We start from the raw sequence: 16,063 nt of genomic DNA on the forward strand, positions 1-16,063 counted from the left end.
ACCACCACCCTCCGTCGAGACGCCAGGGCGCCGCCCGTCCATCGTTCGTCGTCGTAATGAAGAGAGCACCGTGGCCGCCGACAAGATCGATACCATCGTCAGCCTGAGCAAGCGCCGTGGCTTCGTCTACCCCTGCAGTGAGATCTACGGCGGCTCCCGCGCTGCCTGGGATTACGGCCCGCTGGGCGTCGAGCTCAAGGAGAACATCAAGCGTCAGTGGTGGCGCGCGATGGTCACCTCCCGCGAAGACGTCGTCGGTCTCGACTCGTCGGTGATCCTGGCCCCCGAGGTCTGGCAGGCGTCCGGCCACGTCGCCACGTTCACCGACCCGCTGACCGAGTGCACCTCCTGCCACAAGCGCTTCCGCGCGGACCACCTGGAGGAGGCGTACGAGGCCAAGCACGGCCGGCTCCCCGAGAACGGCCTCGCCGACGTCAACTGCCCGCACTGCGGCAACAAGGGCGGCTTCACCGAGCCCAAGCAGTTCTCCGGCCTGCTCTCCACCCACCTTGGCCCGTCCCAGGACACCGCCTCGGTCGCGTACCTGCGCCCCGAGACCGCGCAGGGCATCTTCACCAACTTCGCGCAGGTGCAGCAGACTTCCCGCAAGAAGCCGCCGTTCGGCATCGCGCAGATGGGCAAGTCCTTCCGCAACGAGATCACGCCCGGCAACTTCATCTTCCGGACCCGCGAGTTCGAGCAGATGGAGATGGAGTTCTTCGTCAAGCCGGGCGAGGACGAGAAGTGGCAGGAGTACTGGATGGCCGAGCGGTGGAACTGGTACCGCGACCTCGGCATCCGCGAGGAGAACATCCGCTGGTACGAGCACCCGGCCGAGAAGCTCTCGCACTACTCCAAGCGCACCGCCGACATCGAGTACCGCTTCAACTTCGGCGGCACCGAGTTCTCCGAGCTGGAGGGCGTGGCCAACCGCACCGACTTCGACCTCTCGGCGCACGCCAAGGCCTCCGGCCAGGACCTTTCGTACTTCGACCAGGAGGCCGGCGAGCGCTGGACTCCGTACGTCATCGAGCCGGCCGCCGGTGTGAACCGCGCGATGCTCGCCTTCATGCTCGACGCGTACATCGAGGACGAGGCGCCCAACGCCAAGGGCAAGATGGAGAAGCGCACCGTCATGCAGCTCGACCCGCGCCTGGCGCCGGTCAAGGTCGCGGTGCTGCCGCTGTCGCGTAACCCGCAGCTGTCGCCGAAGGCGAAGGGGCTGGCCACGGACCTGCGCAAGAACTGGAACATCGAGTTCGACGACGCGGGCGCCATCGGCCGCCGCTACCGCCGCCAGGACGAGATCGGTACGCCGTTCTGCGTCACGGTCGACTTCGACACCCTCGACGACAACGCGGTGACCGTGCGCGAGCGCGACACCATGAAGCAGGAGCGGGTCAGCCTGGACCAGATCCAGGCCTACCTGGGCGCGCGGCTGCTCGGCTGCTAGTCCTCGCGGGGCGGCGACTAGTCCTCGCGGGGCGGCGACGTGGCCTCGACTCCCTGGCGGTGCGGGGACGCAGCCTTGACTGCTTGGCGGTGCGGGGACGTGGCCTTGACTGCCTGGCGGTGAGGCGACGCAGCCTTGACGCCTGACCGCTGAGCGCCGGTCGGGCCCGGATTTTCCGGGCCTGACCGGCGCTTTTGTGTGGGCTGCCGGGCGGGAATGCTGCCGTGCCGGAATACCGTTCCCCGCCTTCGCGTTGTGGCCCCGCAGGGGGGCCTCGCGCCCCCTACGGGATGTGTTCGCCCACCCCCTAAGTGCCCCGCCCCCCCGCTAGCCCCGCCCCCACTACCCCCGCGACCGCCCCGCCGCGAGCCATGCGCACAGGGCCGCCAGGGGGAGTTCGGCCGCGACGGCCATGGCTATGGCGGTGGCCAGTTCCGGGCCTGGGGCGGCGGTGGCGAGGTCGATGCAGGCGTCGGCGAGGAGGAGGACGGCCGCGGCGGCCGCGGGCGCGCGGTGGCGGTGGCCGCCGCGCAGCAGCCGGGTGCCGGCGGCGAGGAGGGCGGCGGCTTCCAGGGCGTCGAGGGCGACCCAGGCGGCGGCCTCGGCGGGCGGGAGGGTGCCGGCGAGGTAGCCGAGCCAGGGGAGGAGGGCGAGTCCGGCGCCGGTCAGGATCCTGCCCTGCCAGCGGCGCGGCGCGGCGCACCGTACGGCGCCGCGGGCCGTTCGGGCTGACAGGTAACTGCCCTTGTTGGTGGGGGAGTTGAAGGCAATGAGGGTCATGGATCGGGTCTCTTCCGGAGTCGTGAACCCGGCCGTCGGGCTCGTCCTCAACACTCCGGTTTTCGCAGGCCACGGTCAGTAACGCCGCTGTCCGACTTGGGGTGGCACCAGCTACACCCCCACTACGGACACTGTTGTCATGGCCGCCGCGGGAAGCGCCCCATACGGTTGGATCATGACCGTCCCACCCCGGCTGCGCCGGGCTCTCGTACGCCTGCGACGTGACATCGCCTTCATAGCCGCCGGGGCGACGCTGCATCTCATCCCGCTGCTGCTGCACGTCTGGGTGGTGATCCTGCTGCTCGGCACCATCTTCGACCCGGACCCCGATACGCCGGTGGTGCTGGCGCTCTCGGTTCCGCTGCTGATCGTCGCGGGCGTGGGGCTGACCGAGCCGCAGCGCTGGCGGTTCCGGACGCTGTGCGGCGTGGAACTGCCGCGGCTGCGGTTCAAGGGGACCAAGCGGCAGTTCGGCTACAACTTGCTGATCGGTCCGCTGCTCGGGCTGCTGGAATTCCTGCTGCTGGCCCTGCTGTTGGCGGCGCTGGCGGCAGCGCTGGTCCTGGTGTGGGTCTGGCTCGTGCCGTGGGAGTGGCGGGTCGCGCATCGCGGCTACACCACCACGGCCGCCTATCTCACCGTGGCGGGCCTGGTGGCGCTCGCCGCGGTACCGGGTCTGGCCGCGGGGCTCGTCCGGCTGGAGATCCTGGTCGGGCGGGCGGTGCTGGGCGTGAGCCGGTCCGACGAGCTGGCGCGGCGGGTCGAGGACCTCACCGCGAGCCGGGCCGGAGCGGTGGACGCCGCCGACGCGGAGCGCCGGCGCATCGAGCGCGATCTGCATGACGGCGCACAACAGCGGCTGGTTTCCCTGGCGTTGAACCTGGGGCTGGCCAAGGCGACGCTGACGGATCTGCCGCCGGAGGCACAAGAGGTCATCGATGCCGCACACCGGGAGGCGAAGGACGCCATCGAGGAGCTCAACAGCCTGGTGCGCGGGCTGCATCCGGCCGTACTGGACGAACTGGGACTGGATGCCGCGCTGTCGGGGCTCGCGGCCCGCGCGCCGCTGCCCGTACGGCTACGGGTGGATCTGCCGCCGGACCTGCCGCAGCGGACGGCGCCTGCGGTGGAGGCGGTGGCCTACTTCGTCGTCTCCGAGGCGCTGACGAACATCGCCAAGCATGCGCGGGAAGCGACCCGGGCCGAGGTGACGGTCACCCGGTTCGGCGAGATACTCCGGGTGGTGATCGCCGACGACGGGGTGGGCGGCGCCGATCCGTCCAAGGGGAGCGGTCTGAAGGGGCTCGCCAGCGCGTGCGGTCCGTGGACGGAACCTTCCGGATGAGCAGCCCCATGGGGGGCCCGACCATGATGAGCGTGGAGCTGCCGTGCCTGACGTGAAGCCTGCTGTGCCCGAGGTGCGGCGGGCAGTGCCCGATGCGCGGCGTGCCGTGATCGCCGAGGACTCCGTGCTGCTGCGGATCGGGCTGGTCAAGGTGGTGGAGATGGCCGGATTCGAGGTGGTGGCCGAGGCGGGGGACGCACCGGAGCTGCTGGCGGCGGTCGAGGAGCACCGGCCCGAGCTCGCGGTGGTGGACGTCCGGATGCCGCCCGGCTTCACCGACGAGGGGGTGCGCGCGGCCCTGTCGATCCGCCGGCAGCGGCCCGACACCGCGGTGCTGATCCTTTCCCAGTACGTCGAGGAGCGGTATGCGGCCGATCTGCTCGCGACGAACACCAGCGGCGTCGGCTATCTGCTCAAGCAACGGGTCGCGGACGTCGAGGAGTTCATCGAGGCCCTGCGGAGGGTGGCGGACGGCGGCACCGCGCTGGACCCCCAGGTCGTCGCCCAGCTGCTGGTCCGCCGGGCCAGCGATCCGCTGGAACGGCTGACCGCCCGCGAACGGGACGTCCTCGCCCTGATGGCCGAGGGCCGCTCCAACGCGGGCATCGCTGCCCAGCTGGTGGTGAGCGAGAGCGCGGTGGCCAAGCACATCAACAACATCCTGGCCAAGCTGGACCTGCCGAAGGCGGACGCCGACCACCGCCGGGTGCTGGCGGTGCTGCACTTCCTGGGAGTGGGCGGGTAGGGCGGGCACTCGCGCGGCCCTGGAGGTGGCGCTGCAACACCTCGCCCACTCCGTCAGCTGCGCAGGCCCCGCAGGACCAGGTGGCGGACGGCGTCGAAGTCGTCGGCGATCTCGGGGCGGGACCACTCGGCGGCGTAACACGGGTCGTGGAAGCGGCCGGTGGCGTCGAACACGGCGCGGGCCGTGGTGGCGGGGGACGGGGTGTGGAAGGCGCCCTGGCTGACGCCGGCTTCGATCAGGGTGGTGAGCTGGGCTTCGAGATCGGTGATGTGACGGTCGACCACGCCGCCGGCCTCGCCGATCAACGTCATATAGGTGGCGAAGAGTTCGGGATCGTCACCGGCCTTGTGCCGCTTGGCTTCGAAGAGGGCGGTCAGCCAGCGGTCCAGACGTTCCGGAGCCGGGCCCTCCTCGGTGACGATGCCCGACAGCTCCTGGCTCGTACGGTCCAGCCAGCGCGCCGTGACGGCTTCCCGCAGCGCCGCCTTCGTCCGGAAGTGGCGGTACACGCTGCCATGACTGACGCCCAGCGCGCGCGCCACATCCACGACCGTGGCCTTGGCCGGTCCGTAGCGGCGCAGCACCTCCTCGGTGGCTTCGAGGATGCGCTCGGGGGTCAGCGTTTCGGGGGGCATGGGGCGGGCGGCCTTTCGGGGAGAGGGGACGGGCGGACGGGAGGCGGCGGCAGCATCCTTTCGCCCTCGACGTCAGTGCGTACGCCGGGTCTGTACGGACGGTACCTGGCCGTTGCCCGTACCCGCTCCGGTGTCACACGGGGTCCGGCCGTTGCCGAGCTGACTGTCGGTTGCTGGGCCTGGAGGTCCGGGCCCCTGTCCCGGCGGCCCCCGGCCCGGTGCTCAGCGCTCGCTGTCCAGGTGGGCCATCTGCTCGGCGGGGTACCGGTCGCCTGCGGCGGCGCCGGCCGGGATGGCGCGCTCGATCGCGGCCAGATCGTCGGCATCCAGCGTGACGTCCAGCGCGCCGAGTGCCTCGGTCAGGCGGTCGCGGCGGCGGGCGCCGACCAGCGGGACGATGTCCTCGCCGCGGGAGAGCACCCAGGCGATGGCGGTCTGTGCGACCGAGACGCCCTTCTGCTCGGCGATCTTGCGCAGGGCGTCCACCAGATCGAGATTGCGGTCGAGGTTCTCGCCCTGGAAGCGCGGACTCATGCCGCGGAAATCATTCGGGGCGAGCTTGCGGTCGCGGCCGAAGTGGCCGCTGATCAGGCCGCGGGACAGGACGCCGTACGCGGTGATGCCGATGCCCAGTTCACGGGCGGTGGGCAGGATCGCCTCCTCGATGCCGCGGGAGACGAGGGAGTACTCGATCTGGAGGTCGGAGATCGGGGCGACGGCGGCGGCCCGGCGCAGGGTCTCGGCGCCCACCTCCGACAGGCCGATGTGCCGGACGTGCCCGGCCTCGACCAGCTCGGCGATGGCGCCGACGGTCTCCTCGACCGGGACGTCCGGGTCGATCCGGGCGATCCGATAGATGTCGATGTGGTCGGTGCCCAGGCGCTGGAGGGAGTACGCGGCGAAGTTCTTCACCGCGTTCGGCCGGCCGTCGTAGCCGTTGAAGCCGCCTTCGACGGTGCGCAGGGCGCCGAACTTGACGCTGGTCAGCGCCCGTTCGCGGGCCGCGGCGGGGGCGGTGCGCAGCGCCTCGTTGATCAGCAGTTCGTTGTGGCCCATGCCGTAGAAGTCACCGGTGTCGAGCAGGGTGATGCCCGCTTCGAGGGCGGCATGGATGGTGGCGATGGACTCGGCGCGGTCACTGTCGCCGTAGAGGGCGGACATGCCCATGCAGCCGAGGCCGAGGGCGGAGGTCTGCGGGCCGGTGGTGCCCAGGGTGCGGGTCTGCACTGCGTGCTCCTGAAGGGAACGAGGGGATGTGGGGACGAGAACGGCGAGGGGATGTGGGGACGAGAACGGCGAGGGGATGTGGGGACGAGAACGGCGAGGGGATGTGGGGACAAGGAGGCGAGTAGGCGAGTGGGGGCGGAATGGGCGGCTCTGCTGCCATCCCGCCGAGTGCCGTCGGGTGTTCACCATGACATGACGGCTGACAGATTTCAATATCTGTCAGCCGTCATGTGTGAGTCGGGCTCCTCGGCGTCCTTCCTCCGCGCGCTCCGGCGCAGGTCAGCGCACCGTCCGCGGCAGCCGCAGCGCAAGCAGAGTCGTGCCCGCCACGATCGCCAGTTGCGTGAGGAGGGCGATGAGCAGGGCGTCGCGGATGCCGACGGACGGCAGCAGCGAAAGGAAGAGGGTGCCGAGGGTGGCCACGCCCAGGGCCATGCCGGACTGCTGGGTCGTGACCATGACCCCGCCGCCCACGCCCGCCTGCGCCATCGGCAGTTCGCTCAGCACGATGCGCAGCAGCACCGGCAGCAGCAGGCCCTGGCCGAAGCCCAGGATCGTCATGCTCGGCGCGAGTCCGGCCACCGAGATCTCCGGCCAGCCCGCCCGCAGCGTCAGTGCCAGGGTGATCAGCCCGGCGCCCTGGATCAGCGAACCGGCGAGCACCACCCGCCGCCCGAACCGCAGCACCAGCCGCGGACCGGCGAGCGAGGCGAGGAAGAACGCGAGGCACAGCGGCGCCAGGGACAGCCCGGCCGCGAACGGGCCGTAGTGCAGGCCGTTCTGGAGCGCGACGGCGATGACGAACATGAAGCCGCCGAAGCCCAGCGTGAACGGAACGATCATGGTCAGGCCGCTGCTCACGGAGGGGATGCGCAGCAGCGACGGCGGGACCAGCGGCGTCCGGCCGAGGCGCTCGGCCCGGCGCTCGACGAGCACGAACGCGATGGCGGCGACGGGGAAGACGGCCAGCAGGACCCAGGACCACGGCGGCCAGCCGGCCGCCCGGCCCTCGGTCAGCGGCAGCAGCAGGGTGAGCAGCGTGACGGCGAGCAGCGCGGTGCCGGGGCCGTCCACCCGGGACGGGTGCGGGGAGCGGGTCTCGGGAACCGTACGGGCGGCCAGCAGCCAGGCCGCGGCGGCTATCGGGACGTTCACCAGGAACACCGCGCGCCAGCCGGTGCCCGCCAGATCCACGGAGACCAGCAGACCGCCGAGTACCTGGCCGACGGCGCTGGAGACCCCCGCCGTACCGCCGTACAGGCTGACGGCCCTGGCCCGCCGCTTGCCCGTCGTCGTCGCCTGGATGGTGGCCAGGACCTGCGGCAGCAACAGCGCGGACGCGGCGCCCTGGGCGACCCGGGCGGCCACCAGCGTCCAGGCGTCCGGAGCGAGACCGCAGGCCAGTGAGGTCACGCCGAAGGCGGCCAGCCCCCACAGGAACAGCCGGCGGCGCCCGACCATGTCGCCGAGTCGGCCGCCGAGGACCAGCAGCATGGCGTAGGCGACGCCGTAACCGGCCACCACCATTTCCAGCATCGCCGGGCCGGCCTGCAGATCGTGGTCGATGGTCGGCAGGGCGACGTTGACGATGAAGAAGTCGATCATCGGGAGGGCCGCCCCGAGCAGCACGGTCAGCAGGCCGAGCGGGGTCAGGACGGGCGGGGTGCGGTGCTGCTGCGGGGCGGGCCGGGGCGTGGCCGGCGCCGCCGGAGCGGCCGCGGCCGGTGGCGATGCGGCCTCGGGGGCGGTGGCGGCGAGGGCTGCGGCCGGCGCACCGGGGGTGGCGGACGGGGCTTCCGTGGTGGTCGTCTGTGCTGGCGTAGTGCTCACGGACTCGACGATCGTCGACCGCCCAGCCGGGTACCAGAGTGTCCTTATCCTGGTACCAGCTCTACCTGGCAACCGGCTCGGGCCTGCGGCACCCTGGACCCATGACCCTGGATGTGACCGCGACGCAGCGTGCTACCAGTCCCGGTCCCGTGACCGCGACGCAGCCTGCCACAGGTCCCGGTCCCGTGACCGCCCCGCGGGACAGCACCGCCCGCCGGGCCGAGCTGGCCGCCTTTCTGCGCAGCCGCCGGGAGCGGATCACCCCCGAACAGGTCGGGCTGCCGCGGGGCGCCCGCCGCCGTACCCCCGGGCTGCGCCGTGAAGAGGTCGCCCACCTGGGCGCGGTCGGGGTCACCTGGTACACCTGGCTCGAACAGGCCCGGGACATCCATGTGTCGCCGCAGGTCCTGGATGCGGTGGCCCGTGCGCTGCTGCTCGACCGCGCTGAGCGCAGCCATCTGTTCGTGCTGGCCGGGGCGGTGGACCCGACGCCCGACAGGGAGTGCACGACCGTGACGCCCGCACTGCGGCAGGTCCTGCGCCAGCTCGAACCGTTCCCCGCGGTCCTCCAGAACAGCCGGTACGACATCCTCGCCTACAACAGCACGTACAGCCGCCTGATGTGCGATCTCGATGCGCTGCCCGAAGAGGACCGCAACTGCATGTGGCTGGCGTTCACCCACCCCGAGTGGCGGGCGAGCGTGGTCGATCTGGACGCCACGATGCGGGTGATGGCCGCCAAGTTCCGGGCGTCGATGGCCGAGCATGTCGCGGAGCCGGCATGGAAGGCGCTGGTCGCGCGGCTGACGGAGGCGTCGGCGGAGTTCCGTGAGATCTGGGCGCAGCACGAGGTCCTCCGCCCGGTCAGCGCGGTCAAGGTCTTCCGGCATCCCCGGGTGGGCGTGCTCCAGCTGTCCGCCACGAGCCTGTGGACGGGGCCCAACCCCGGCCCCAAGCTGCTCTCCTACACCCCCGTGGACGAGACGTCCCGGGAGCGGCTGGAGCAGTTGGCGGAGCTGGCGGCGCTCGCCGTGGCGTGAGCGCGGGGAGGCGCCCGCCGTGGGTGAGCGCAGGGCGGCGGCGCCGTAGGGGAGAAGAGAGAGCCGGGCCCGTCTACTGCCGCGCGCCCGTCGCCCCCGGCCCCCGCGTCCCGTCGTCGTCGAACAGCGCCGCCGTGCGGCGGGCCGTCTCCTGCGCCCACCGCCCCGTCGTCACCACACCCAGCAGCAGAACGGCCGCGCCACAGCCGGCGATGATCCACCAGGCCGGGCGGGCGGCCGCGAGGAAGGCGCCCGTGGTGGCGTTGGCATGCGCCCCGCCCGCCAGTACGGCGCCGATCACCGCGACCCCGAGCGACTGCCCGACCTGCCTGCTGGTGGAGGCGACGGCGGCGGCCACGCCGGCCTGGGCGCGCGGCATACCGGACACCGCGGTGTTCGTGATCGGCGCGTTGACCAGGCCGAATCCGATGCCGAACAGGACATAGCCGGTGAACATCAGTGAGTTGGCCGACTGGGCGTCGAAGGCCGCGAAGAGCACCCCGCTGGCCCCCATCGCCGTACCTGCGCACAGCAGCGGTGGCCGTGGTCCGCGGCTGCCCACCAGCCGGCCCGACACGGGTGCGAAGATCAGCGTCATCCCGGCCATGGGGAGCATGTAGAGCCCGGCGTCCAAGGCGGACAGTCCGCGGATGTTCTGCAGATACAGCGTGTTGATGAAGAGGAAGCCGGCGAGCGCGGCGAAGGCGCTGACCGCCACGACGGTGGCCCCGCTGAACGGCGCGCTGTGGAAGAACCGCAGATCGATGAGGGGTTCGTCGCGGCGCCGCTCATAGGCGATCAGACCGGCCAGGGATCCCAGTGCCACCAGTACGAACACCAGGATCTGCGGGGACGTCCAGCCGGCGTCCGGGGCCTCGATGATCGCGTACGTCAGCGAGCCGAGCAGCGTGATCACCAGGAACTGGCCGACCGGGTCGACCCGGCGCGGCCTGGGGGCGCGCGACTCGGGGACGTAGCGCAGGGTCAGGAAGAGCGCGAGCGCGCCGATCGGGACGTTGATCCAGAAGATCGAGCGCCAGCCGATGCTCTGCACCAGCAGCCCCCCGAGCACCGGCCCGGCCGCCATGCTGATGCCGACGACCCCGCCCCACACCCCGATGGCGCGGGCCCGCTCCCGCGGCTCGGTGAAGGTGTTGGTGATGATCGACATCGCGACGGGGTTGAGCATCGAGCCGCCGACCGCCTGCACCATCCGGAAAACCACCAGCCACCCCAGGCCGGGCGCCAGACTGCACAGCAGCGAGCCGAGCGCGAAGACGACCAGCCCGACCACGAAGACCCGGCGCCGGCCCAGCCGGTCGGCCGTGGAGCCGGCCAGCATCAGCAGCGACGCCATGACCAGGGTGTACGCGTCGATCGTCCACTGCATACCGGAGACCGAGGCATGCAGATCATGCTGGATGGACGGCAGGGCGACATTCAGGATGGTGGCGTCGAGGCTGACGATCAGCAGGCTCATACAGCAGATCGCCAGCACCAGAAGTCGCCGTCGACGGTCGAGCTCAGACATTCTTGAACGCTACAACCATCCCGGTCGGCCGGGCCCGGCGGGGCCACTCGCGAGGTGCGGGACAATGGGAGATCGCAGCGGCCGTCGTCCCCGTAAGGCCGCGGCCCGCCCGCCCCGCCAACGGAAGCCGAAGAAAGCCGAAGGTATTGCCGCCATGACTCTCCTGCAGATCGGTCCGCACGCGGTGCAGCCGCCCGTGGTCCTCGCGCCGATGGCCGGGATCACGAATGCCCCGTTCCGGACGCTGTGCCGGGAGTTCAGCGCCGGCAAGGGGCTGTTCGTCAGCGAGATGATCACGACGCGGGCGCTGGTCGAGCGCAACGAGAAGACCATGCAGCTGATCCACTTCGACGAGACGGAGAAGCCGCGCTCGATCCAGCTGTACGGCGTCGACCCGGACACCGTCGGCAAGGCCGCCCGCATGATCGCGGAGGAGGACCTCGCCGACCACATCGATCTGAACTTCGGCTGCCCGGTCCCGAAGGTGACCCGCAAGGGCGGCGGCTCCGCGCTGCCGTACAAGCGGAATCTGCTGCGCTCGATCCTGCGCGAGGCGGTGGCGAACGCGGGCGCGCTGCCGGTGACGATGAAGATGCGCAAGGGCATCGACGACGATCACCTCACCTATCTGGACGCCGGGCGGATCGCGGTCGAGGAGGGCATCACGGCGATCGCCCTGCACGGCCGGACGGCCTCCCAGCACTACGGCGGCACCGCCGACTGGGACGCCATCGCACGGCTCAAGGAGCACGTCCCGGAGATCCCCGTGCTCGGCAACGGCGACATCTGGTCGGCCGACGACGCGCAGCGGATGATGCGCGAGACCGGCTGCGACGGGGTGGTCGTGGGCCGCGGCTGCCTGGGACGGCCCTGGCTGTTCGGCGATCTGGTGGCGGCCTTCGAGGGCACGGGCACCTATGCCCAGCCCACCCTCAAGGAGGTCGCGGCGGTGATGCTGCGGCATGCCACGCTGCTCGGCGAGTGGATCGGCGACGAGACGCGCGGCGTGATCGACTTCCGGAAGCACGTCGCCTGGTACACCAAGGGCTTCTCGATCGGCTCCGAGATGCGCCGCAGCCTCGCGGTGACCTCCTCCCTCGACGAGCTGGACGCGCTGCTGTCGGAGCTGGACCTCGACCAGCCGTGGCCGCTGGGCGCGGACGGCCCGCGCGGCCGCACGTCGGGCCGCAACCGCGTCGTCCTGCCGGACGGCTGGCTGGACGACCCGTACGACTGCGCGGGCGTGGACGCGGACGCCGAGCTGGACACGTCGGGCGGCTGACCGGTTGACGGCATGACCGGCGGCTGACCGCCTGACCGGCTGACTTCGGTTCATCTCCACGGCGCCCTCGGGTCGTACAGCGCGTGTCGCAGTGCGGAACGCGGGCGGACCGGTGGAGCCGCGCTACCGTTTGGCTCCGTACGGGACACCGCCGCGGCCGGCCCCACCCACGGCCGCGGCCGACGCCCGGCACGGCAGCGTGCGGAGCGCGGACGAACCGAGGGAGAAGCTGTGGTGAGCGGGCACCGTTCCCCTGCGGACACGGAGAAGGCGGTCCGGGCCAAACTCGGCGAGACCCCGCTCCACCACGAGCAGATGGCCGCGGTCGCGAACCTCTACCGCGCCGCGGCCGCCGTACGGCAGCACTTCGAGAACTCCGTCCTGCGCGACGCCGAGCTGACCTGGACCGCCTTCGTCGTGTTGTGGGTGGTCTGGACCGGGGGCGAGCAGGAGACCCGCCGGGTCGCCGAGGAGGCCGGCATCTCCAAGGGCACGCTCACCGGCGTGGCCCGCACCCTGCAGAGCCGTGGCCTGCTGGAACGCAAGGTCCACCCGGCCGACGGGCGGCTCGCCCTGCTCGCGCCGACGCCCGAGGGGGAGCGGCTGATGACCCGGATCCTCCCGGAGTTCAACGCCGAAGAGGTCTTCGTCACCGAGGCGTTGAGCGATGACGAGGCCCTGGACCTGGCGGATCTGCTGCGCCGGGTCGTCGTACAGGTCGAGACCCGCGGCGCGGAGCGGCGCCTGGAACTCCTGGACGGCGCACAGCCCCGGCCACGGCGCAGCGGACGGCGCGCCAAGAGGTAGGGCGGGTCTTGACGGCGAGCGGCCGACCGAACGGGCTTTGAGCTCGACGAATCGCTTGTCGTGCCGGCCGAGCGGTATACGAACCCGGCTGTCGAGCTGGGGTTCCCGGCGGCCGAGAACTATGGCCTGATGCTGACGCTCGGTGCTGCGTGGTCGGTGGCGCGGAGGAACGCCTGGATGCGGGATTCCTTGATCACGTAGCCGCGAAGGTCCAAATGATGGAACCTGGTCACACATGAGCGCGTGATTCTCGCCACCCCTGATAGGGGGTGCGCTCAGATGAGCGCCACGCGAGGGGTTCCATCTCTCCAATGGTGGCACCCGGTGCCACGGCTAGTCCGTTCGAGTGATGAACTCAATCGTCGCAATGAGTAGCACGGGCCCGAGGTATGGCTACGGATTGGAGTGATGCATTCAGGTAATGAAGATGCCGCCAAACGCATGATCACTTTCGATCTGCTGGCGGACGACTGGTTACACGGGTATGTCGACCAAGTGGACGTACCCAGACGCCTTCGATCTGGGTATGTTCCTCGCCGTCAGGGCAGCCCGTCGGCGAGGAGTCAGTGCCGTGCCGGAAACACAAGATCCCCACGTATCCCAGCCTTCCTCCGCGAAGTTCGTCTACGACTTCACCGAGGGCAACAAGGACCTCAAGGACCTCTTGGGTGGCAAGGGAGCGAACCTTGCCGAGATGACCAACCTGGGACTTCCCGTCCCTCCCGGCTTCACCATCACCACCGAAGCCTGCAAGGTCTACCTCGACAGCGGCAGCGAGCCCGCGGCACTCCGTGCCGAGGTCTCCGAGCACCTTGCGGCCCTTGAGCAGAAGATGGGCAAGAAGCTCGGCCAGTCCGATGACCCGCTGCTGGTATCGGTCCGTTCCGGGGCGAAGTTCTCCATGCCCGGCATGATGGACACCGTTCTCAACATCGGCCTCTCCGATGCATCGGTTTCCGGCCTCGCCGCGCAGGCCGGTGACGAGCGCTTCGCGTGGGACTCCTACCGCCGCCTCATCCAGATGTTCGGCAAGACCGTGCTGGGCGTCGACGGTGAGCTCTTCGAGGAGGCGCTGGAGGAGGCCAAGCAGGCCAAGGGCGTCCGCGTCGACATCGAGCTGGACGCGGCCGACCTCAAGAGCCTGGTCGCGCACTTCAAGGACATCGTCTCCAAGCAGACCGGCCGCGACTTCCCGCAGGAGCCCCGCGAACAGATGGACCTCGCGGTGCGCGCGGTCTTCGACTCGTGGAACACCGACCGTGCCAAGCTCTACCGCCGCCAGGAGCGCATCCCCGGCGACCTCGGCACGGCCGTCAACGTCTGCTCCATGGTCTTCGGCAACCTCGGCCCCGACTCCGGCACCGGTGTCGCCTTCACCCGCGACCCCGCCAGCGGCCAGCAGGGCGTCTACGGCGACTACCTGCAGAACGCGCAGGGCGAGGACGTCGTCGCCGGTATCCGCAACACGGTCCCGCTCGCGGACCTGGAGCAGATCGACAAGGCGTCGTACGACGAGCTGATGCAGATCATGGAGACGCTCGAAACGCACTACAAGGACCTGTGCGACATCGAGTTCACCATCGAGCGCGGCAAGCTGTGGATGCTGCAGACCCGGGTCGGCAAGCGCACCGCCGGTGCCGCCTTCCGGATCGCCACCCAGCTCGTCGACCAGGGCCTGATCGACGAGGCCGAGGCCCTCCAGCGGGTCAACGGCGCGCAGCTGGCGCAGCTGATGTTCCCCCGCTTCGACCTCGGCGCGAAGTCCGAGATGATCGGCCGCGGCATCGCCGCCTCCCCGGGCGCGGCGGTCGGCAAGGCCGTCTTCGACTCGTACACCGCCGTCAAGTGGTCGCGCTCCGGCGAGAAGGTCATCCTGATCCGCCGGGAGACCAACCCCGACGACCTCAACGGCATGATCGCCGCCGAGGGCATCCTCACCTCCCGCGGCGGCAAGACCTCGCACGCTGCCGTCGTCGCCCGCGGCATGGGCAAGACCTGTGTCTGCGGCGCCGAGGAGCTGGAGGTCGACACCAAGGCCCGCCGGATGACGACCAACGGGACCGTCATCGAGGAGGGCGACGTCGTCTCCATCGACGGCTCCACCGGCAAGGTCTACGCCGGCGAGGTGCCGGTCGTGCCGTCCCCGGTCGTGGAGTACTTCGAGGGTCGGATGCACGCCGGCGCCGACGACGCCGACGAGCTGGTCAAGGCCGTCCACCGGATCATGGCGTACGCGGACCGGGTGCGCCGGCTGCGCGTACGGGCCAACGCCGACAACGCCGAGGACGCCGCCCGCGCCCGCCGGTTCGGCGCCCAGGGCATCGGCCTGTGCCGCACCGAGCACATGTTCCTCGGTGAGCGCCGCGAGATGGTCGAGCGCCTCATCCTGGCCGACACCGAGACCGACCGGGACGCCGCGCTCAGCGAGCTGCTGCCGCTCCAGAAGGCCGACTTCATCGAGCTGTTCGAGTCGATGGACGGACTGCCGGTGACGGTCCGGCTGCTGGACCCGCCGCTGCACGAGTTCCTGCCCGACATCACCGAGCTGTCGGTCCGGGTCGCGCTCGCCGAGGCCCGCAAGGACGCCAACGAGAACGACCTGCGCCTCCTCCAGGCCGTGCACAAGCTGCACGAGCAGAACCCGATGCTGGGTCTGCGCGGCGTACGCCTGGGCCTGGTCATCCCCGGTCTGTTCGCGATGCAGGTGCGGGCGATCGCCGAGGCGGCCGCCGAGCGCAAGAACGCCAAGGGCGACCCGCGTGCGGAGATCATGATTCCGCTGGTCGGGACCGTCCAGGAGCTGGAGATCGTCCGCGAGGAGGCCGAGCAGGTCATCGCCGAGGTCGAGAAGGCCCACGGCGTCGACCTCAGGCTCACCCTCGGCACGATGATCGAGCTGCCCCGCGCCGCCCTCACGGCCGGTCAGATCGCCGAGTCGGCCGACTTCTTCTCCTTCGGTACGAACGACCTGACGCAGACGGTCTGGGGCTTCTCCCGCGACGACGTCGAGGCCAGCTTCTTCACCGCGTACCTGGAGAAGGGCATCTTCGGCGTCAGCCCGTTCGAGACCATCGACAAGGACGGTGTGGGCTCGCTGGTCCGCAACGCCGCCGCGGCCGGCCGGGCCACCCGCCCGGACCTCAAGCTCGGTGTCTGCGGTGAGCACGGCGGTGACCCGGAGTCGGTGCACTTCTTCCACGAGGCCGGCCTGGACTACGTCTCCTGCTCGCCGTTCCGTATCCCGGTCGCACGACTGGAGGCGGGCCGCGCGGCCGCCGAGTCGAAGGGCAGCGACAGCCGCTGATCCGAGCGGTCACCGTGGGCGCCGGTGCGCCCGCGGTGGCCGGAAATGACCACCGGAGCCGTGGGCGGGGCACCCAACCCTCAG

At 70.8% G+C, this 16,063-nt stretch carries 11 protein-coding genes and 1 pseudogene; 7 read left to right on the plus strand and 5 right to left on the minus strand.

Translation table 11 applies throughout. The annotated features are described in order from the left end of the window. Positions 1–70 precede the first annotated feature (70 nt). Complete coding sequence (locus tag CPH93_RS23720; RefSeq protein ID WP_093483138.1) at positions 71–1,453, plus strand: glycine--tRNA ligase; 1,383 nt, start codon at positions 71–73, stop codon at positions 1,451–1,453. A 342-nt stretch (positions 1,454–1,795) separates the two neighbouring features. Here CPH93_RS23720 and CPH93_RS23725 read toward each other — a convergent pair whose 3' ends face one another. Further along, complete coding sequence (locus tag CPH93_RS23725) at positions 1,796–2,233, minus strand: hypothetical protein (protein WP_096214015.1); 438 nt, start codon at positions 2,231–2,233, stop codon at positions 1,796–1,798. Positions 2,234–2,408: 175 nt separating this feature from the next. Here CPH93_RS23725 and CPH93_RS23730 point away from each other — a divergent pair. Both CPH93_RS23730 and CPH93_RS23735 read left to right on the plus strand, forming a co-directional pair. Beyond that, a pseudogene (locus CPH93_RS23730) lies at positions 2,409–3,634 on the plus strand (sensor histidine kinase). A 50-nt stretch (positions 3,635–3,684) separates the two neighbouring features. Next, the gene (locus CPH93_RS23735; protein WP_096215564.1) at positions 3,685–4,323 is read left to right on the plus strand and encodes a response regulator; all 639 of its coding nucleotides are present in this window, start codon (positions 3,685–3,687) and stop codon (positions 4,321–4,323) included. A gap of 53 nt (positions 4,324–4,376) precedes the next feature. On the opposite strand, the gene CPH93_RS23740 is transcribed toward CPH93_RS23735, so the two are convergent. From CPH93_RS23740 to CPH93_RS23750, 3 genes are all read right to left on the minus strand, one after another. Next, a complete protein-coding gene (locus CPH93_RS23740) occupies positions 4,377–4,958 on the minus strand; it encodes a TetR family transcriptional regulator (protein WP_096214016.1) in 582 nt (193 codons plus the stop codon). Positions 4,959–5,180: 222 nt separating this feature from the next. Further along, positions 5,181–6,185, minus strand: a complete 1,005-nt coding sequence (locus tag CPH93_RS23745) for an aldo/keto reductase (RefSeq protein ID WP_093483134.1) — start codon at positions 6,183–6,185, stop codon at positions 5,181–5,183. Positions 6,186–6,464: 279 nt separating this feature from the next. Then, entirely contained in the window at positions 6,465–8,015 is a 1,551-nt protein-coding gene (locus CPH93_RS23750; RefSeq protein WP_096214017.1) for an MFS transporter, read from the minus strand. Positions 8,016–8,200: 185 nt separating this feature from the next. Between CPH93_RS23750 and CPH93_RS23755 the strand changes: the two genes are divergently transcribed. Next, on the plus strand, positions 8,201–9,055 hold the full coding sequence (locus CPH93_RS23755) for a helix-turn-helix transcriptional regulator (protein ID WP_093483132.1): 855 nt from the start codon (positions 8,201–8,203) through the stop codon (positions 9,053–9,055). A 73-nt stretch (positions 9,056–9,128) separates the two neighbouring features. Here the strand turns inward: CPH93_RS23755 and CPH93_RS23760 are convergent, their stop codons facing one another. Beyond that, positions 9,129–10,586, minus strand: a complete 1,458-nt coding sequence (locus CPH93_RS23760) for an MFS transporter (RefSeq protein ID WP_093483131.1) — start codon at positions 10,584–10,586, stop codon at positions 9,129–9,131. Positions 10,587–10,740: 154 nt separating this feature from the next. Here CPH93_RS23760 and dusB point away from each other — a divergent pair, with 154 nt between their 5' ends. The 3 genes from dusB to ppdK all read left to right on the plus strand — a co-directional run bounded on the left by dusB (position 10,741) and on the right by ppdK (position 15,979). Then, on the plus strand, positions 10,741–11,868 hold the full coding sequence (gene dusB, locus CPH93_RS23765) for a tRNA dihydrouridine synthase DusB (protein ID WP_093483130.1): 1,128 nt from the start codon (positions 10,741–10,743) through the stop codon (positions 11,866–11,868). A 234-nt stretch (positions 11,869–12,102) separates the two neighbouring features. Then, positions 12,103–12,675, plus strand: a complete 573-nt coding sequence (locus CPH93_RS23770) for a MarR family winged helix-turn-helix transcriptional regulator (protein WP_371126769.1) — start codon at positions 12,103–12,105, stop codon at positions 12,673–12,675. 526 nt (positions 12,676–13,201) lie between these two features. Further along, positions 13,202–15,979: a pyruvate, phosphate dikinase gene (ppdK, locus tag CPH93_RS23775; RefSeq protein ID WP_371126806.1), complete on the plus strand. Its 2,778-nt coding sequence runs from the start codon at positions 13,202–13,204 to the stop codon at positions 15,977–15,979. The last annotated feature ends 84 nt before the right edge of the window (positions 15,980–16,063 follow it).

Source organism: Streptomyces sp. 2323.1 (genome assembly GCF_900221035.1).
In the GTDB taxonomy this organism is placed as follows: Bacteria; Actinomycetota; Actinomycetes; order Streptomycetales; family Streptomycetaceae; genus Streptomyces; species Streptomyces sioyaensis.